This is a genomic window from Siphonobacter sp. SORGH_AS_0500 (assembly GCF_031453245.1).
Classification (GTDB): Bacteria; Bacteroidota; Bacteroidia; order Cytophagales; family Spirosomataceae; genus Siphonobacter.
In genome coordinates this window covers 4,137,576-4,157,124 of sequence record NZ_JAVIYT010000001.1, presented here as the reverse complement: position 1 = coordinate 4,157,124, position 19,549 = coordinate 4,137,576, and the positions used below count along the sequence as shown (strand labels likewise).

15 protein-coding genes are annotated in these 19,549 nt (G+C 45.1%); 7 read left to right on the top strand and 8 right to left on the bottom strand.

Annotation, left to right across the window (positions count from 1 at the left end; genetic code table 11):
* Positions 1–44: 44 nt before the first annotated feature.
* Positions 45–2,189: a S9 family peptidase gene (locus tag QE357_RS17620; protein WP_309710233.1), complete on the top strand. Its 2,145-nt coding sequence runs from the start codon at positions 45–47 to the stop codon at positions 2,187–2,189.
* Between the two features lie 124 nt (positions 2,190–2,313).
* On the top strand, positions 2,314–3,162 hold the full coding sequence (locus tag QE357_RS17615; RefSeq protein ID WP_309710231.1) for a TraB/GumN family protein: 849 nt from the start codon (positions 2,314–2,316) through the stop codon (positions 3,160–3,162).
* 5 nt (positions 3,163–3,167) lie between these two features.
* Here QE357_RS17615 and QE357_RS17610 read toward each other — a convergent pair whose 3' ends face one another.
* From QE357_RS17610 to QE357_RS17600, 3 genes are all read right to left on the bottom strand, one after another.
* Complete coding sequence (locus tag QE357_RS17610; RefSeq protein WP_309710229.1) at positions 3,168–3,332, bottom strand: hypothetical protein; 165 nt, start codon at positions 3,330–3,332, stop codon at positions 3,168–3,170.
* A gap of 602 nt (positions 3,333–3,934) precedes the next feature.
* Positions 3,935–5,788 carry a hypothetical protein gene (locus QE357_RS17605; protein WP_309710226.1) on the bottom strand — a complete coding sequence of 618 codons (1,854 nt, stop codon included), beginning with the start codon at positions 5,786–5,788 and terminating at the stop codon, positions 3,935–3,937.
* A 54-nt stretch (positions 5,789–5,842) separates the two neighbouring features.
* Positions 5,843–6,382, bottom strand: a complete 540-nt coding sequence (locus QE357_RS17600; protein ID WP_309710223.1) for a GNAT family N-acetyltransferase — start codon at positions 6,380–6,382, stop codon at positions 5,843–5,845.
* 112 nt (positions 6,383–6,494) lie between these two features.
* On the opposite strand from QE357_RS17600, the gene QE357_RS17595 reads away from it, so the two are divergent.
* Positions 6,495–7,073 (top strand): Maf family nucleotide pyrophosphatase, encoded by a 579-nt coding sequence (locus QE357_RS17595; RefSeq protein ID WP_309710220.1) that lies wholly within the window; start codon positions 6,495–6,497, stop codon positions 7,071–7,073.
* Here QE357_RS17595 and mtgA read toward each other — a convergent pair.
* The 3 genes from mtgA to QE357_RS17580 form a co-directional block, all read right to left on the bottom strand.
* Entirely contained in the window at positions 7,070–7,780 is a 711-nt protein-coding gene (gene mtgA, locus QE357_RS17590) for a monofunctional biosynthetic peptidoglycan transglycosylase (protein WP_307141185.1), read from the bottom strand. The genes QE357_RS17595 and mtgA overlap by 4 nt on opposite strands.
* 123 nt (positions 7,781–7,903) lie before the next feature.
* Positions 7,904–9,037: a radical SAM family heme chaperone HemW gene (gene hemW, locus QE357_RS17585; RefSeq protein WP_309710215.1), complete on the bottom strand. Its 1,134-nt coding sequence runs from the start codon at positions 9,035–9,037 to the stop codon at positions 7,904–7,906.
* Between the two features lie 123 nt (positions 9,038–9,160).
* A complete protein-coding gene (locus QE357_RS17580) occupies positions 9,161–9,931 on the bottom strand; it encodes a class I SAM-dependent methyltransferase (protein WP_106637363.1) in 771 nt (256 codons plus the stop codon).
* A gap of 226 nt (positions 9,932–10,157) precedes the next feature.
* Between QE357_RS17580 and QE357_RS17575 the strand changes: the two genes are divergently transcribed.
* The 4 genes from QE357_RS17575 (at position 10,158) to QE357_RS17560 (ending at position 13,809) form a co-directional block, all read left to right on the top strand.
* Complete coding sequence (locus QE357_RS17575; RefSeq protein ID WP_309710207.1) at positions 10,158–11,432, top strand: GWxTD domain-containing protein; 1,275 nt, start codon at positions 10,158–10,160, stop codon at positions 11,430–11,432.
* Complete coding sequence (gene rlmB / locus QE357_RS17570) at positions 11,408–12,250, top strand: 23S rRNA (guanosine(2251)-2'-O)-methyltransferase RlmB (RefSeq protein ID WP_106637365.1); 843 nt, start codon at positions 11,408–11,410, stop codon at positions 12,248–12,250. Before QE357_RS17575 ends, rlmB begins: the two co-directional genes overlap by 25 nt.
* 220 nt (positions 12,251–12,470) lie before the next feature.
* Positions 12,471–13,073, top strand: coding sequence for an RNA polymerase sigma factor (locus QE357_RS17565; RefSeq protein ID WP_106637366.1), 603 nt, complete (start codon positions 12,471–12,473; stop codon positions 13,071–13,073).
* The gene (locus QE357_RS17560; protein WP_106637367.1) at positions 13,063–13,809 is read left to right on the top strand and encodes a hypothetical protein; all 747 of its coding nucleotides are present in this window, start codon (positions 13,063–13,065) and stop codon (positions 13,807–13,809) included. The genes QE357_RS17565 and QE357_RS17560 overlap by 11 nt, the downstream gene beginning before the upstream one ends.
* 94 nt (positions 13,810–13,903) lie before the next feature.
* On the opposite strand, the gene QE357_RS17555 is transcribed toward QE357_RS17560, so the two are convergent.
* On the bottom strand, positions 13,904–16,696 hold the full coding sequence (locus QE357_RS17555; protein WP_309710202.1) for a CHAT domain-containing tetratricopeptide repeat protein: 2,793 nt from the start codon (positions 16,694–16,696) through the stop codon (positions 13,904–13,906).
* An 879-nt stretch (positions 16,697–17,575) separates the two neighbouring features.
* Positions 17,576–19,534, bottom strand: a complete 1,959-nt coding sequence (locus QE357_RS17550; protein ID WP_309710199.1) for a maltotransferase domain-containing protein — start codon at positions 19,532–19,534, stop codon at positions 17,576–17,578.
* Positions 19,535–19,549: the final 15 nt, after the last annotated feature.

The following is a 19,549-nucleotide window of genomic DNA, read 5'->3' as shown; positions in this document are numbered from 1 at the left end:
CGGCTACTGTTGAGCCCCTTTGTGAGACCTTTCTACAAAAATGTATGAAACTTTTCTATTCACTTACGTATTTAGTAGCCATGGCAGGTCTATATTCCTGCACCTCTCAGTCAACCAAAGAATTAAGTAACGTGCCTACTCAAAACGACTTTCCTAAACCGCCCATAGCCCTTAAAAAGCCTGAAACCTTTACCGAACACGGATATACCCGGGTAGATGATTTCTTTTGGCTGAAAGACAAGAAAAATCCAGAAGTTCTTCAGTATCTGAAAGCTGAAAATGCGTATGCTGATGCGGTAATGGCGGCTACGAAGCCTCTTCAGGAAGAGCTCTACAAAGAAATGCGGAGCCGTATTAAAGAAGACGATCAGTCGGTTCCCGTGTTTTCGAATGGATATTATTACTATTCCCGTACCGAAACGGGGAAGCAATACGGTATTCAGTGCCGTAAAAAAGAAAGCTTATCGAATCCAGAAGAAGTGATTCTGGATGGTAACCAGCTTGCCGAAGGTCACGAAGCTTTTATCCTGTCTGGTATGCAGGTGAGCGAAAATCAGAACTTACTGGCTTATCAAAGTAATACTACGGGTTCTTACGCTGAATTTACGTTGAAAGTAAAGGACTTACAGACGGGCCAGGTATTACCCGACGAAATTGAAGACATCAGTGGATTTGTCTGGGGAACGGATAACCAGACGCTTTATTACATTACTTATGACGAGGCTCTGCGTCCGTATCGATTGTATCGCCATACGCTGGGTTCGAAAACGAAAGATGTTTTAGTATACGAAGAGAAAAACCCTTTATTCACGCTGAGTATCAGTCGGTCGAAATCTAAAGAGTTTATTATCCTCTATTCCGGCAGCTTCACGACTTCGGAGGTTCAGCTATTACCTACCTCAGATCCGAACGGGACGTTTGAGGTGTTTCTGCCTCGTCAGCAGGATGTGATGTATGGAGTGGACGTTCACCCGCAGCATTTTTACCTGACCTATAAGGACAAGCAGAACCTGAACCAGAAAATCTATGAGCTGCCCCGAACGGGTTATCAGGATCGGAAAAGCTGGAAGGAAATTGTGCCCCATGATCCGAAAGTAAAGATTGAGGATACTGACGTTTACGAGAAATACCTGGTCATTGAGGTGCGTAATAACGGCTTGCTGGAAATGCGGGTGCGTGACCTGGCCTCAGGAGCAACCAAGGCTATTAACTTTCCTGAACCGGTGTATTCAGCGTATGCCTCTGGCTTACCCGATTTCAAATCAACGAAATTCCGATATGGATATACTTCGCTGAATCGGCCCATGAGTATTTTTGAATATGACATGGAAAGCGGAAAAAGCACTAAGCTCAAGGAAAAAGAAGTTCCTGGCGGCTTTAACCCCGATGCCTACGAAGTAAAGCGTCTTTGGGCGAAAGCAAAAGATGGGGTGAAAATTCCAATGGCAGTAGTCTATAAGAAAGGCCTCGAATTGGACGGTAAAAATCCGGCTCTGATGACGGGTTATGGTTCGTATGGCATGTCTTCCGATGCGTATTTCGATAGTGATGTATTTAGTCTGGTTGATCGGGGTTTTGTCTACGTCATTGCCCAGATTCGGGGCGGTAGTGATTTAGGGGAGCAGTGGTACGAAGATGGAAAGTTACAGAAGAAGATGAATTCCTTCACTGACTTCATCGCCTGTGCTGAATACCTGATTCAGGAGAAATATACTGCTGCGGATCGCTTCGCCATTCAGGGGGGGAGTGCCGGTGGTTTGTTAATGGGAGCGGTTGTCAATATGCGACCTGAGTTGTTTAAGGTCGTCATTGCCGAAGTACCTTTTGTAGATGTGATTAATACAATGCTGGACACAAGCTTGCCTTTAACCACGCAGGAATACGAGCAGTGGGGCAATCCTACAGTAAAGGCTGATTATGACTACATCCGTCAGTATTCGCCTTATGATAATCTAAAGGCTCAAAAGTATCCCAATATTCTGGCGACGGGTGGTCTGAACGACTCTCAGGTAGGTTTCCACGAACCCGCCAAATTTGTAGCCAAACTACGGACCCTGAAAACGGACGATAATATTACCTTACTAAAAACCAACATGGGCTCAGGTCACGGCGGGGCAACGGGCCGCTTTGATTACTTAAAAGAAGTAGCCTTCCAATACGCATTCATCATAAACCGAATTGGCTTGTAACTAATTTGTTTAGAGTTTGGTGTTTAGGGTTTTTGAGTTATCTAATTACACATCTTGCTTTTGAGCATACAAATTATCAGATAATTTTAACCCTAAATACCAAACTCTAAACCCCCAACCCATTATGCGAAACTTCTTCCTCCTTATCTGCCTGATTTGTTCTTTTCAGAGTTTTGGTCAATCTGGTGAAAAGTCCTTGTTGTACGAAATTTCCGGCAAAGGGCTAACGCATCCTTCATACATCTACGGTACTTTTCATTTACTGTGTCAGCAGGATTTGAAATTGAGTCCTGTTACGCTGGAAAAAGTAAAAAATAGCGATCAGGTTTATCTGGAACTGGATATGGACGATCCGAAGGAAATGATGTCTATGATGAACAAAATGTACATGAAAGATCAGGGACTGAAGGATCTGGTTTCTACTTCGGACTATGAATATCTGAATGGCTTCTTTAAAGATTCGCTGAAAATGAATCTGGAATCGATGCAGAAAATGAAGCCTTTTGTCATTATGTCGATGATGTATCCCAAAATGCTGGGCTGTACACCCGGTTCGCCAGAGCTATTGTTTGTTCAACAGGCTACAACTGCAAAAAAGCCCGTTTTAGGACTAGAAACGGCTGACTACCAGTTTTCGATTCTTACCAAGCCCGGTGATAAGAAAGCCGCTGAGCAACTGGTTGAATTCGTGAAAGATTTCCAGAAGTCAAAGAAAGAATTTAATGAATTACTGGCTTTGTATAGAAGTCAGGATGTTGAGGCACTATACCTGGCGACTCAAAAAGACGAGCAATTTAAAGATCAGATGGAAGATTTGCTCTGGAACCGGAATGCCAACTGGGTTCCCATCATTACTAAAGCTATTCAGGAAAAGCCCAGCTTTTTCGCCGTCGGAGCAGGGCATTTGGGGGGCGACAAAGGAGTAATTGCTTTGCTGAAAAAGCAAGGGTATAAGGTCAAAGCGGTGAAATAGTTTGACTAGCGTTTGATTACGTTGGAAGAGGTTTGATGGTTCTCCCGCAGTCGCTCGGCTAGAGCTGAGTGACTGCGGAGGTGGATATGAAGCGTTAGACGAATGATGCCAGCGAAAAAGCTGGTATCGGTTGAGCTGAAGTATTTGGGGGTTGCCTCTCCTCCTGTCATCCAGAGCGAAGCGAAGGACCTTACTTAGGATTGAGTAACACTTTCTGGCTGCAAGTTAATCTCCCGCAGTCGCTCGGCTCTGGCCGAGTAACTACCTGGCTCTAGGCCTCTGCTGGTATGATTCAAGCCCGTATCAAGTTGCAAAACACGTTTACCGACCCAAAACAAGCTTGCTAACCTGAGCCAGAGCCAAGCGGCTGCTAGGGAACCTATGATGTAGTGAACGTAATTTAACCCGAAATTTTGATTTTGAATTGTAGAGACGCGACTTCATCGCGTCTGGCCGGGAAATGAAAAGAGCCCCACCGTGGTTGGTGAGACACTAACCACGGCACCGCTCTTTCGGATTTGCAATCCGAAAGCCTTCTGTAAGGAATTTGTAATCCCAATCAGCAACGATAACTGCCGCGTAACCAGACGAGATGAAAAGGCAGGTTCCACCTGCTGTTATCCCAAGCCTGTTAGTTCTAGGAAAGCGAAGGAACGCATTCAGGCCTTCGATTCTAAATGTTAGACAGCTTTTTAAGTTTTCGGGAAGTTTTTTATTGATCAAACTTCAAACCGAATCAAACCCTTCAAACTATAGACTAATGTTGTTCAATCTACCTGGCGGTTCGGAAGTAATCGGTTCGGTCGGGGGCTTCAACTCTAAAATCGGGCATTTGTAGGGTGGCTTCTCCGCTGCCCTGCGTACGGAAAGGCATGGTATTCCCGGGAATATTGGGATAATAACCCAGTCGAATCTGAAAGGTATTGAAGTTCAGGTTTTCGTTTCTGAAACGAATGCCCACCCCATACCCCTGATACATGTGCTGAAACAGGTTTTTGTTCGAAAAAGAAAGAAAACCCAGATCGGCGTACGTGTAGATTGCGGTTCGGAAGCCCATAATCTGTAAGGGAGAGAAAAACACACTCTGGAGGTTAATCACCAGTCGTTTATTGCCCCGTAAGAAGTTACTACGAATGCCTCGTAAGCCCTCTTCGTTATTGAGCGTCAGGTATTCATAGGCAAAGCGGTTAACACCACCGGTGTATTTAACGGTGATGAAATGTCTAAAATGCGACCGCTTGACCGCCATAAGCGGACTAAAGTAATTGCCTTCAATGTGAAAAGTGCCCTGCTGAGGTTCTCCATCTTCCATGTAACCACCGATAGACCCTAACCCATACACGTAGCCACCCTTTTTGTCGTTGATATAGGTGCCATGAGCCAGTCGTAGGGCCGAGTACGTTCGCAGCCCAAGGTCTGACTTCTCCTTACCCCAGGTCCAGGAAGCCAGGAATCCGATGGGAACGTCTTCGGTGCGACCGAAACCGTAGATCAATACGTCCCTTTGGTAATTTCGGTTAGAGTAACCTACACTGCCCAGGTATTGTCGGGACGTTGGAAAGAGAGGAGCCGCCTCTTCGGGAAGGTTATCCCGATTGATGTAACTATAACCGCTGGTGCGAAGAGCCACAATTAAACGTGAACGACGATCCAGTTTACGATCCCGGAACCCCAGCCGGAATGCTCGCCCCAGCCAGGCATCCTGATACCAGTAACGCAGAGTAGAACGAACCGTAGTATCAGAATTCGGGTCAATGAAAACAAATTTATTTTCTACCAGATAGGTGGCTTCAAAGGCTCCGGCGTACTGAATTTCGGGACGAATGAAGTCCTTCTCAATACGTCCGCCAAACCGTTTACGATCCCGAAAATCTTCGGCATAAAACTGTGTTGTCGTCAGCGAGCGACCAATGTAGGGCAGGGTATAACGGGAGAAAAATTCAAAGGGTTGGTAAGGAGCAGTGGCATTATAGCTAATGCCCGTTTTCCAGGCGTGAGCCATGCCTTGCACGTTTTTTTGTTCGACGGCAAAACTAAAGTTATTAAAGCCACCCGCACTGCCATCAGGAATCAGCGACCAGACATCTTGTGTAATTACCAGCACATCCACCAGGTCGCGACTACCCGGTACCGGAATCAGGAAAATACGAGCATCGTGAAAGATCGGCGTTTGCCGCATGATCCGTTCGTTATCCTTTAGTACATCGGGGTTCACTTCGTCGCCCGATTTAAAAAAGAGCAGCGATTTGGCAATGGTGCTTTCGCGAGTATCGTGGTGAAGTCGGTTGCCTAGTTTTTCTATCCAGCCCTGAGCAACACGAGTTGTATCGTAAACGGTAGGGCCAAACACTTCCAGCCGTTTGATAGAGATATTACGGATGTGTTTACCATCGTGAACCTTAAAGGGATTGTCTTCAATTTTAGATACACTCTGGCTCTGGGCATTTGTATTGTAAGGGTATCGAAACAGTAAATCATAAATTCCGCTGGTCCACTTCCGTTTTCGCATGGAATGGCGAAGGTTGGTGTAACGAATACTGTCTCGTTCGGCTGGGGTTAGTATTTTGATGGAATCTGCAACGGTTTTCTTAGGTTCCTGAGCCAGACAAGTATATGGCAATGCCATACATCCGATCAGGAATAGAAAGAAAGAAAAGATGCGTCCCGAAGCGATCAACTGTCACAAATATTTAACCATCCAAAAGTCACGTTGGCGACCAAATCCAAAGAGAAAATAGTGCCAGCCAAAACGTTCAAAGCCCATTTCTTCGTAAAAATTCAAGGCCTGTTCGTTTTTCTCCCAAACGCTTACAAAAACCGCCTGAAATTTATCCTCTCGAGCTTGCTGTAAAGCCAGTTCCAGTAACTGTTTTTCAAGATCGGCCCCTTTGTTTTTTTCGTAGACGTAGAGTCGCTGAAGCTCAACGGCCCTGAATCCTTTGAGGTTACGGGGCTTTTCGGTTTTACGATTCAGCTTGGCATACCCTACGGCCTCTTCCCCGTCCAGAGCAATCCAGAAGGGATGGTTTTTAGGATCTGCCAACTCCGATTGTACGCTTAATTTATGAAAATATTGGGTGATATATGCTTCCGTATCGGCTGAATTTTCGTGCTCGGCGAAAGCTTCTCTCAAGGTTTCCGTGGCAAGTTTTGCGATAATCTTTGCATCTTCTTTGGTGCCCGGACGAACCTGAACCGGTACTTTTGCGGTGTCGCTCATATCAAAAAAAGTTAGATCGTATCAACCGATCTGATCAGGGGGTTGTTTTAAATTCAGTGAAAACCTTTGGGTATAGCTGATCCAACAACCCCGGTCAATGAAATTCTAAACTATGCTTTTGCTCAATCAACCCTTAATTCTGGGTTCTAACTCTCCGCGTCGGCAGCAAATTCTGCGGGATGCAGGTTTTTCTTTTCAGGTACAGGTATTACCTACGGAAGAAGATTTCCCCGAAGATATGCCTAGTCAGGAAGTGCCTGTGTTTTTAGCCCGAAAAAAAGCAGAAGCATTTCGGCCTGTGTTAGAAAATAACCTGGTGTTAACAGCAGATACAGTTGTTCGAATCAACGAAAAAATATTAAATAAACCTACTGATCCAGCCGATGCCCGGCGAATGTTAAAGCTGCTTTCGGGTCATACTCACGAAGTAACTACGGGTGTATGCCTGATGAGTGCGGAACAGACCTTAAGCTTTGCCGACACAGCCCGCGTCCATTTTCGGGAATTAACGGATTGGGAGATTGATTATTACCTCGAAGCCTGCCGCCCTTTCGATAAAGCCGGAGCCTATGGCGTGCAGGATTTTATCGGAATGGTCGGTATTGATCGTCTGGAGGGATCTTATTTTACCGTGATGGGCTTACCCATCCACCGGGTTTATGAAGCCCTTAGTGCTAAGATCAGACGTTAAAAAACCAGGTAAGTTTTGCCGCCCAACGCTCGCATCTGGCGGGTAATAGCATTGGTGCGGCGGATTACATAACCGGAAGGGTTGGTAACTGAAAAGCGGTTGGGGCTGGGTAATACGGCGGCAATGCGGGCGGCTTCACTGCGGCTGAGCTGAGCGGCCGTTTTTCCATAAAACCGCTGGGCAGCAGCTTCTACGCCAAAAGTCATGGGACCCGTTTCGGCTACGTTGAGGTAGACTTCCAGAATTCGCTGTTTTCCCCAGATGACTTCGATTAACAAAGTAAACCAGGCTTCCATGATTTTTCGGAAGTAACTGCGGCCCTGCCAGAGAAACACGTTTTTAGCTACCTGCTGGCTGATGGTACTGGCTCCTTTGATGCGTCGGCCTTTCAAATTACCCTTGAAGGCATTCCCCATCATTTCAAAATCAAAGCCAAAATGCTGGGGAAAACGCTGGTCTTCTGAGGCAATGACGGCCAGGGCCATTTCGGGCGAAATCTCATCGTAGGAAGTCCAGTCGTAATGGATGGTGCCGCCATTACTGATTTTCCGATCAAGCATCGTCCAGGTAAAGGGGATGGGTACAAACCGGAAAATCAGTGTCCCGCCGATGGAAATCAGCAGAAAATAGAAAAGGATTTTGCCAAAAAAACGAAGAACCTGCTGAGGCCAGGAACGGTAGGTATTCGTTGGTTTGGGAGCGGGCATAGAGAACGTTGAGTAGTGGTCAGCTCTGCGTCTGAATAGGGTTTCTTCGGCAGTCAGCCGGGACGAGAGTACAGCAAAAATACACGCTGGCGGCAATTTTGACGAACGTACCCCTAAAAAACCCTAAACCCAGAATAACTCCTCGGCTACGCGATCGGCAAATAATTTGCCCGCTTCGGTTAAGTAAATCATGGATTCTTCTTCCCGAATCCAGCCTTTGGCTTTTAACTCAGGTAATACGGTTTCCATGAAGCTAAAACCTGCTGAAGAAAGTTCACGCATCCGTTTCAGACTCGTTCCCCAGTGGGTACGGAGGCTGGTTAACACGTATTCGTTAATCAAATCCTGTTCACTAAGCTCTTCGATCTCAGCGGGAATCTGTTCCCGTTGAATAGCAGAGACGTACTGCGTGTTGTGCGAAAGATTGTGCTGTCGGCTCTGCTGTCCATCGTAACTATGAGCCGACGGCCCAACGCCTAAGTAAGGGTGCTGAAGCCAGTAACTGCTATTATGCTGGCTATGACGACCAGGACGGGCAAAGTTGGAAATTTCGTATTGCTCATAGCCGTGTTTGCGTAAGGTTTCCAGTAAAATTTGAAACTGCTCCGCCGCGAACGAATCGTCAATGGGGGCAATACGTTTGCTTTTTAGCCATTTACCAAAAACGGTTTGCGGTTCGATGGTCAAGCAATACGCCGAAATATGGGGCACGTTTAAGTCCATAGCCTTAGCCAGATCACTTCGCCAGATGGCGTGCGGATCGGCTTCGCTGGATGGAATGGCGTAAATTAAGTCGATAGTAATGTTTTCAAACCCCACGTCCTGGGCCATACGCACGCAGTGCTGAGCCTCTTCTGCCGAATGAATGCGATGCAGATGCTTCAAATGGGGTTCGTGAAAAGACTGAATGCCAATGCTTAATCGATTAATCCCCACCCGTTTGAATATCCTTAGCTTTTCCAGTGAAAGATCATCAGGATTGGCTTCCAAGGTAATTTCAGCGGCTGGGTTAACCGAAAACTGCTCGTGGATGGTGCGAAAGATTTGCTGAAAATCAGCTTCTTCCAGAAGTGAGGGAGTACCGCCGCCAAAGTAAATGGTGTCGAGTTGAGGGCTGGGTAGGTAATTCCTCCGCAAAACAATTTCCCGGCTAATGGCTTCCACCATGTCAGTTCGTCCGTTCAGAGACGTACTGAAATGAAAGTCACAATAATAACAAGCCTGCCGGCAAAAGGGAATGTGGAGGTATAAATGCATTCAGTTTACAATTTTCAGTTGTCGGTTTTCAGTTTTAGTAAAAGAGTGTTATGCTCTCTCAGTTAATGCCAAGCTAAAAATGGTCAGATCATTAATTGAAAACAGAAAACCGACAACTGAAAACTACTTGGTTGCAACGTAAAAAAAGTCGAAACAATTCTCGGCGTCGTTGTTTAGGAAGTAATCTTTGTAGGTAATGTCAGAAACGAGGGTATTATCAGACTTCTGAATGAGATTTCGGCTTAGTCGATTGGCAATGTCGTAAGGAACCTGTAACCAGCGACGGGGCAGGCGATGCTGAAGATCGAAAATATCGAAACGCGTAATCTTCTGAACGGACTTTTTATTCTGCTCGTAGTAACTCCAGACTTTTTCATTGCCATGAATACCCTTGGTATCAATGGTGGGGAAGTACTTCAGGATTAGATTTTTTAACTCCGTAGCCGAGTATTCACGAACGTGCCAGGGGTTCACTGACAGGGAATATTTCCGGTTAACCGTGGTCAGAATCAGTTTTCCTCCGGGCTTCAGAACCCGATAGGCTTCACGGATAAAAAAGTCGTCATCTTCGATGTGTTCGATTACCTGAAAAGTAACGATGTAATCGAAATGATTATCGGGAAGATTCTTCAGTGGTGGCAGAAACATATCAATGAACTGAAAAGCCGGATATTGCTGACTTAACTTGTTCATCAAAGGCTCGTTTTTATCCACGCCCGTGTAATGCTGAACCGAAGGAGCCAGTACTGCCACGCCGCGGCCCGTACCGCAACCGATTTCCAAAAGATTTCCACTCACCAGCCCGGCGGCTTCAATGTAGGGGAATAACAAACGTTGGTGAATGGGGTTATCTGAGGCAATTTCAGAAGACGCAATCTCAGTGGTTTTGTACATGGTATCAGTAAAACGGACGAGTAACGTATCTGGATAGAAACGAATTCCGCTTAAAATTTCGTGATTCAGGATTCAAAAATACCACCTTCCCGTCAAAACCGGAAAATTTCTGAGCGATTGAAAGTGAGAAGTAGCCATTTTTTCGTTATAGCTTTCAGACAAGCCCCTCATTTTCGGGGTGATCTTAAGAAAATAACGCATCTTTGTACCATTCGTCCATGAATTCATGAAACACCTGATTTACCTAAGCTCCATCTTGATCGTATTGGCTGGCTGCAAGTCGTCGTCCGTCAAGACCCAATCGCGTACGGCAGTGCCCGGGGGAAGCTCCGTAAACCGTTCGTCTGATGCATTTTTGTTTTCAGTACGAAGCCGTTTCCTGGATAATGGTTCTCAGATTCGTACGTACATTCACATTCAGCCGGATCGCGAGTTATCAGCGGCTGAATTCGCTCAGGAATTTCGGGTTCGTTTTAAAGTATTACCCGATTATAACAGTCGTCAGGAATTACAGTCCAACAAGCAACTTACCTTAGCCGAAGGTCAGAACTTCACCCGAAAGAAAAATGCTGAAGGATCTTACTTCACCGTCTGGTTTGATGTTCCCAAGCCGGAAGGGCAGGTTTATACGGGCGTTGTAATGACGGAAATTACCGATGCCAAGGGAGGCATGTCCACGCACGATACCTTCGTTCGGTTCCGTTCGGGAAAAGTAGGCGATTATTATGCCCTTTTTGACGCTCAAGGAAAAACGCCCTTACTGGAAAATTTCGTTCGCCAGGGCGATACGGTTCAGCTCGCCAGTTTGAATAAAATCGATACAAGTTTTTATATCTTTCATTACAACTTCGATTTTGACGTCGCCCTGCCGCCCATGGCTACACTGAGGCCTCAGCCTAAGCGACTTTTTGTAGATTCTTCCGCTCGGATTGCCACGAATAAAACCTTCCGCATCAATCAGGAAGGGTTGCATTACATCGTTCGGGACACGACGGATACCTATGGAATTGGTATTATTGGCGTGGCCGATCGATACCCTCGGTATACCTATCCGCAGCAACTGGCCCGCCCGTTGGTTTACATGAGTACCAATCAGGAAATCAATGACTTACGGAATGGACCTGAGGCTAAACGTTCGCTGGATCGGTATTGGCTGGCGGTTTCCAACGGAAATCAGCAAACAGCTAAACGGACCATCGCCTCATTTTACCGACGTGTAGAACGGGCCAATGCTCTGTTTACGTCTTACAAGGAAGGTTGGAAAACCGACCGAGGAATGGTCTATATTATCATGGGGACACCCAATCGTGTTAATCGCAGTAAAGACCGCGAAGTATGGGTGTACACCAAAAGAAATTCACAATTTTCAGAAATAAATTTTACGTTCAATAAACGGAACAACCAGTTTGTGGAAGACCACTATGAACTTTCAAGATTCGTAGAATTCCAGCCGATCTGGTATCCGGCCGTCGAAGCATGGAGAAACGGGGAAATCGAGTAGAGGGTGATGAGCCCAGAGCAAGGGTAGAGGGTGGCGAACATCGCGAGAAAAAGCCTTTTTATGCCCGGCCCAGACCAAGGCCACAGGGCGAGGCAAAGTCAGAGTTTATATTTGGTATTCAGCCCGTACTGGAGGCAATCCGGGCGGGAAAGGAAATTGATAAGCTTTTAGTTCAGCGAGAGCTGGGTAACGTAGAAGTGCTGGAGTTTGCTCGTTTGAGAAACATTCCTACGCAGAAAGTTCCCAAGCAAAAGCTGGATCAGATTACCCGTAAGAACCACCAGGGGGTTATTGCCTTTATCTCAGCGATTCATTACGCCAAACTGGAAAATGTCGTTGCTGATATTTTTGAGCAGGGTAAAACGCCCTTACTATTGGTGCTGGATCGGGTCACGGACGTTCGAAATTTCGGAGCCATTGCCCGTACGGCTGAATGTGCCGGAGTTCAGGCTTTAGTCATTCCCGCTAAAGGGGGAGCCCAAATTAACTCTGATGCGATGAAAACGTCGTCAGGAGCTCTGAACTTCTTACCCGTCTGCCGGGAAAACGATTTACTGGAAACGGTTCGTTTCCTGCAAAATTCGGGTATTCAGGTAGTCGCCTGTACGGAGAAGGTTTCCAAGACTTTGTACGAAGCCGATTTTTCGGTACCCACGGCCATTATCCTGGGGTCGGAGGAAGATGGCATCTCAGATCAGTTACTACGCACCGCCGATGAATTGGTAAGTATTCCAATGGCGGGGCGAGTGGCTTCGCTGAACGTATCCGTAGCGAATGGAATTATTCTGTACGAAGCCATCCGTCAGCGAATTTCATAAGATTTTCTTAAAATAACAGGAAGGCCATTCTACCAAGAATGGCCTTTTTTTACGCCTAACGGCAAAAACAGATGGCTTGAATTGACTGGAATCAGAAACTCGGAGGAGTTCAAGTTTGTTATTTTAATTAAAAATTAAGTATCTGAAAATCAGATGTTTGTAAGTAGAGTTAAATTTTTTTTAGAAAGTTAAGGTTACATTTTGCTCGCTCGATTGATATATGCAAAATTTCAAGGTATTGACAGGAACTCAGAGCCAGGAACAGTTAGTCGCTCGGCTCCGTTCGAATGATCGTCGCGAATTAAATGAGGCTATTCGGGATGTATATAATCATCATATCAGCCCTGTTCGATACTTCGTTATGCAAAATGGGGGGGATTCCCACGATGCTGACGACTTAGTACAGACTACGGTTCTCAACTTCGTACAGGCTGTTCGAAAAGGCAGCTTTGAACTGCAAGAGGGAACAACGATTGAAGCGTTTTTATTTGTATTGGCCAAGAACCGTTGGCGGAATACATTAAAACAGCGTGGGTTGATGCGTGAGTACGTTCAGGAGATGGAAGCAACAGGTAAAGGACAGGATTCCTGGGATGCTTCTGCCCAGCGGATCATGGAAGAACGGGAAGAACAGGAACGTTATATACAGTTATTTAAGCTCCTTGGGGAGAGGTGTCAGACGATACTGACAGCCTATCGCCGAGACGGGCTTTCTATGAAAGAAATTGCCCAGAAGATGGGGTTCGAAAACGAACGCGTTGCCATTAATGAAAAGTACAAGTGTTTACAAAAACTCAAAGCCCTCTTTCGCTATGAGACCTAAATCAGGCCAGGAGCAAATGGAATGGATTGAATCCTACCTCCAGAATGCTCTCTCTCCCTCCGAACGTGAAGAGTTCGAAAAGGAGTTGAATACCAATGCTGAATTTGCCCGCGAAGTTGAATTTATGCAACAGGCCGATTCGGTAATCGATGATTTTTTGCTGGCTGATCTGGTCGCAGAAATTCATGCGGAAAAAGTAGAAGAATGGAATACAGAAACTGAGGAGACTGAAGAAGAAACCCCTGTTATTCCTTTACATACCCCCAATCGGGCCGCTGTGCCTTGGTGGAAATGGTCCGCTGGTACAGCCGCTGCGGTAACGATAGCTTTCACGACGTATATTACCCTCAGTCCAATTCGTGTAGGTGATACGCTGAATCAGGCTTTACGGGGCGGCGAGGCCAGAATTTCGGAGCAACCCAGTCGTATTTGCTTTGAGAATTTCTATGCCGGTCGATCGTTCGTTATGACTCAACAACCGACTCATGCTATTCCAAGACTTCAGCAAGTGATTGATTGTGAGGTTCGTCCTTACTTCAAGGATGCTTCCAGATGGTATCTGACGGTTGCCTATTTACAGGATAACCAGCCTGAAGAAGCAGAAAGCATGTATCAGCAAATCATCAGCAACCCCGAATTTAGCTATGACATTAGCTGGTTAGACCGGCAAAAAATTAGCTGGCAGATCAGAATCGCTAAATGGTTCGGTAAAAGTGAAGAAAAAACAATAGGATAGGATTCCTGTTCAACCTATAACCATCTGTTAAAAAATTAAAGAGTACAAGCAACATCCAACCCCAAAACCCTTCCTTCGTCCCGGGGAAGGGTTTCTATTTTTTAGAGGTTAATCGATGGCGAGCCAGAAAAATAAGGAGGAAAATTCCGCCGAGCAACGTAAAGCCTAAAGCAATGCGGCCTATGTTTGTCCAGTGCGATTGATAGACGACCGATGCGTCGCCAATCAGCACCAGATTGGCCCAGAAATAAGGATGATCGTAGGACGCTCCGAGTGGGGAAGCAAAAAAATCCAGCTTAGCTTTTTGTAGAGCCTGATCGATGGGTAACCCCTGGTGCAGATGAAAATAAAGTCGTTCGGATAAAAAGGCCGAAGATTGATCGTGGGCATTCCAGAGCGTCGTTACTACACTGGGACAGCCGCCGTATAAAAACCCCCGGGCCAAACTCATCAGTCCTTCTCCGCGATGCAAACGTCCACGACCTGTTTCGCAGGCACTCAGCACTACCATTTGTGTATGGCTGAAGGAAAGGTTGTAAAGCTCGTCGGTATAAAGTTTATAGTTGTGATTGTTAGGATAGAATGCAATAAACGAACGCTCTGCCTCTTTATCATCCGTTCGGGCATGGGTAGCGAGGTGAATGACTTCTGCTGCTTTATAATGGTCTAAAAATTCAGCTTTAGTAGCCCCTTTATTCACAAACTGCGTTCCGCCAACGGCCTGAATTTCTTCCAGCGAAGCAGGTAATGGATTTAGGGATTTGTCCCGCATGGGATTTTTCTGGACGGAAGAATCCGAAAAAGGAGCCATCGCCAGAGCCTGTTTAGTCCCTCTGGTCAATCCGTTGATCTGTTGGATCTGAGCCATAGAGGCTCCGTAGGCATAACGAATAGAGTAATTTTTCAACAGGTAATCCCGACCACTGGTACTTTGCTCCAGCACTTCAAAAGGCAGATAATTTAACTCCTTATCCCGAATGATAATGAGACGATCAATTTTGGACAAGAATGCTTTAATGGGTTGGAAAAGACTATTATAGGCAAGATTGGCCCATTTGTGGCCCTTATAAGGATCTAGTCCGGGGTTATCATAAAGACATTGCTGAAGATGGGCAATGACGTTTCTTTCATTAGGTCCGAAAGGAATTTCAACCCATTTAACCTGTTGCGAAGTAATAACGAATGCGTACAAACTACGAGCCGTCATAACGTACGAAAGCAAGGCTGTAGTAGGATCGAGGAGGTCTTTCTGAAGGGTAGCAATCTGCACGGGTTGACTAGCCCGAAGCTGTTGCAAGGGAATGAATTTTCGAAGCTTTTGTCGGAGCTTATCCAGCTTTAGCTCTTCTTCGAGCATTTTATACTTAATCGGTTTTTTTTCCTGTTCCGACAGGGGCTGCATTAATTGAACCTTTAATGCCGAAATCGAAGATTTAAGCTGACTTTCTTCGATCCGCAGCGGTTCCGGAACAAACGTTTTCTTCAAAGCCTGTTCTCTTCTGGCGTCTGAAAGCGTTGAACCTCTGGTGCTTTCAGTAAAATGAAAAGCCTGCTTTAAGTAATAAGGCTGCTTTGTTTTCTGATATAAATCAAAGGCTGCCGACAGAGCTTCTTCACTGACGGCAGCTATCTGTTGACCGAACAAAAGTTTAGTATCAGCTACATCGTAATTCAGACGAATACGTTCGGCCAGTTCTAAGGCTAACTGGTAGGATTGAAAGCTGGGTTTTAAGTAAAGATTCTGGTTAGGTAATTGCCTGAGAACAGCAGCTTGGCCAATGAGCGATTCAAGCAAATCAGGCTCTGAAATTATGCCATTATTCAGGTCGGGCAAATCCTGAAACGACTGGAGTGTCGAGCCTATATATACGGCATTCATCGCATAACGATAGTTATTCAATGCTCCGGTTAAATCATTTTGCTTTTGCAGAAGCTTAGCTTTATCTCTGTAGATGAGGGATAGATACGTATGGTGTTTTCCCCACCTTCTCAGGCCCAGTTCAAGCGATCTATTATAAGCCGATAGAGCTTTCAAGTTTTGGTCAATTGCGGCATAATATTGTCCCCAATTCCTCCAGAGCATAGGTTCTGAGTCAAATGCTTCTTTAACGTCTTCCTTCTTGTATAAATTAATAAGGTTCTGAGCCTTAGTTAAATATAGTTTTACCTGGGGGAATTTGTTTAACAGAAAATAGATATGGCTAATATTGATTAGGTAAGAAATAGTTGTGACCTTTTCCTTACTGTTCTTGAGGCTGGGCAATGCAATGGCTAAAGCCTGATCATACTTCCCCAGATTGACATAAAGTCCGCTCAAATTATTTTCAAGGTAGGTGTATAATGCCTCAAGCTTGTATTGATAGGCTACATGAAGGGCTTTTTGAAAATTGATTTCAGCCTGACTGAAGTCACCAATATTGTTATAATCCATGCCGTGCTGATTATAATAAGCAGCCACGTACATGGGGGTCTGATTAACTAAAACCGGCTTTTGTTCCAGAAGCCGATCGGCTAGTGAATAGTAATATTGGGCAGAGTCGTTTTTGTAAAGTGTTGAATAAAAGTAGCTTAGGTTTGAGAAAGCTTTGAATCGAGTAGAATCTAAGGAAGATTTAGGAATGATTTTTAAGGCTTTCGAGCAATAATAAATAGCCTCGGAAGAGTTACCATTGGAAAAATTGAGATTACTGGACTCCACTAATAAATTGGCTTCTGAAGAAATATCTTTTGCCTGAGCGGCTAACGATATAGCCTGATTATATAACGCTACAGCTTTATCATTGTATCCTTTCTGATAAGCATCTTCTGCACCGGCCTGTAAAAGCTGAATTTGTTGCTGATAAGACAAAGATTTTTTCTGTGCGGACGCATTCGTTAGAATGAACATCAACACCCCTATAACATAGCTAAGATTGATTCTATTCTTTCCGAATAAAAACATATAATTATTCGCAATTTTTTGCTTCAGCAAAATAAAGCAAAATACAAATAAACCCTTAAAAACGCCAAAACCTTCGGAAGCCTGGCGGTGCGTTCCGAAGGTGATATTTTGGCTAATGCAGTACTGCTTAAATGCGGATGCGTTGGATACAAAGACGCAGTACTATATTTTTAGGGCAGGTGGAAATTCCGTGTGTCCTTATATTGTTATTCTACCTATCGACGAATGATCGGAGTAGGAGGGAAATCGCTTTCAGAGGCATCTTGCACGACTCCTGACTTGGGCTTTGTAGGAGTGATTTCTTCTTCACGCTGGCATGAAGTAAACGAGAAAAGACTAACTGACAGCAACAAGCTGTATACAGAAAGGCGTGCAATTTTTTTCATTTTATTAAGTTTTATGTCCCGAATTCACACCTATATCAATCGGGAAGGCAAAATGTAACCTAGGGAAACGAAATTTTTTTTTACTTATCGTTTAATAATTTTATAAACATCTGACTATTAATGATTTGTGATAATAAAAAAAATATAAAATTTTTCAGAAAAGATTTTTTGATCTTTCTATCCAACCCTGTTTTCTTAAGTTGTTGATTGTACTTTTCTAAGAAATACTCCTTAAGTAATCTTTTACTTAGGGCTGTTTTTTATCGCTTCTTTGCTCATCCGCTTCCGGCTCAGGATTGTTTAGCTATGAGCTACTTCGAGACAAATGCATGGCTCTACAGCTGAAGGCCGCAGAAGCTGAATGTAGAGCTCAGGTTAAAAGCAAAATGCATTGCACGAACAAGCGGCATCCGTTACTACGCTATACGTCTCTTCAGAACTAATCTTCAATTCGAAAGAGATGCATGGGTAAAATAGTGGGGTCGAGCTCAATGTAATTCCATTCACCCTGCCATTGCCAGCGGTTATCCGTTAATAAGTCATGAACGGTGAAGGGTTGATCTGCCTGTTTTCCGATTAAGGAGAGCGGAACTTGGATTCCCGCCGATTGCCGATGGTGCGGGTCCAGATTTACAACGCATAAGATGCGATTCCCATTCGGATGAGTTTTTAGATAAGCTAGTAAAGCATCGTTGGTAATGGGAACGAAGCTTAGATTGTTCGTTCGTTGCAAAGCTGAATTTTCCCGGCGAATACGGTTCAGTAGTCGGATGAAAAGCGTTAGTTTGTTTTCGAGCGTCCAGTCCCAATGTCTGATTGCATATTTTTCAGAATTCAGGTATTCTTCCCGACCCGGATAGGCTTCGTGAACCATATGCTCAAAACTGGGCCCGAAAATGCCGCAGTTGGAAGACAAAGTGGCAGCCAAGAAATAACGAGTCAGGAAAATGGGCTCCAGACCTGTTTGCAAGCTGTATGGGTTAATATCATGCGTATTAGGCCAGAAATTGGGGCGTAAATAATGCCTGACGTTGGTTTCGGTCAACTCTTTCAGATAATCGGTTAATTCTGATTTATGATTTCTCCAGATGAAATAGGTATAACTCTGATCAAAGCCCAGTTTTGATAATTCCTGCATTTTGGCCGGACTGGTAAAAGCTTCGGCCAGGTAAATCAGATCAGGATGGGTTTGTTTCGTTTCTGTAATCAGCCATTCCCAGAAAGCAAAAGGTTTACCGTGGGGCTGATCGGCCCGAATAATGCGAACGCCCCATTCGGCCCATTGGAAAACCAGGTCGCGAATAGCTTTCCATAGATTCTGCCAATCATCGGTTTCAAAATTCAGACAATAACTGTCTTCGTATTTATGCGGTGGATTTTCGGCAGTTTGAAAAGTACCGTTATCCAAAGCAATGAACCAGTCGGGATGTTGCTTAACCCAGGGATGATCGGGCGAGCATTGAATGGCTAAGTCCATAGCAATTTCAATACCCTGCTGCTGGGCTGCTCTGATTAAGGCCTTAAAATCAGCCAGCGTGCCTAGTTCAGGGGCAATGCTGTCGTGGCCTCCCTGCTCGTTTCCTACGGCATAAGGAACACCCGGGTCCGTACTTTGGGCAGGAGCTGTATCATTTTTTCCTCTCCGAAAATGACGACCAATGGGATGAATCGGTGGCAGGTGTAATACGTCAAATCCCATTGAAGCAATTCTGGGTAATACCTCAATGGTGGTTTGGAAGGTCCCTGATTTTAAAGGGTCGGTAGAAGTGGAGCGGGGAAAAAGTGAATACCAGGTAGAAAAAACGGCTTTTTCCCGACTTACAGATAAAGGGAAGGGTTGAGCATATGTGCTGACGTGATCGATAAGGGGATAATTCTCAATCCACTGCGTCATTTGCTGACTCAGAGCTTTGGTAACTGCTTCCTGATGCCGATCGGGATTTTGGAATAATCCAATGGCTTCCTGAATGAGGTAGTGATCTTCGGGTGAAACCTGAGCTAAAATGCGTTTCAGGTAATGAATTCCTATTTTCAATTCATCTTCGACGGGCTGAAAATCGCGGGCGTGTCGGGTAATGTTTCGTTGCCAGGTTAGAAAATGATTTACCCAGGCCTCGAAAGTATACGAATAGAGTCCGATTTGCTGGGGGTAAAACGTGGCTTCGTACCGATCATTTCCCAGCGACTGTAAAGAAACACGCTGCCATTCCGTTTCGGATTCGTGTCGGAAGAGCAGGTAACCCGAAGGCAGATCAAAACCGTCTACTAATAAATCCACCTGAACAGAAACAGGATCATTTACAATCGCTTTGACGGCAAAACGTCCGCCGTCTACTTCAGGACTTACCCGGGTAATTAATACCCGTTGCTGACCTGCCCAATGCTCTAAGGAATGCATAGTAACTAGCCGAAA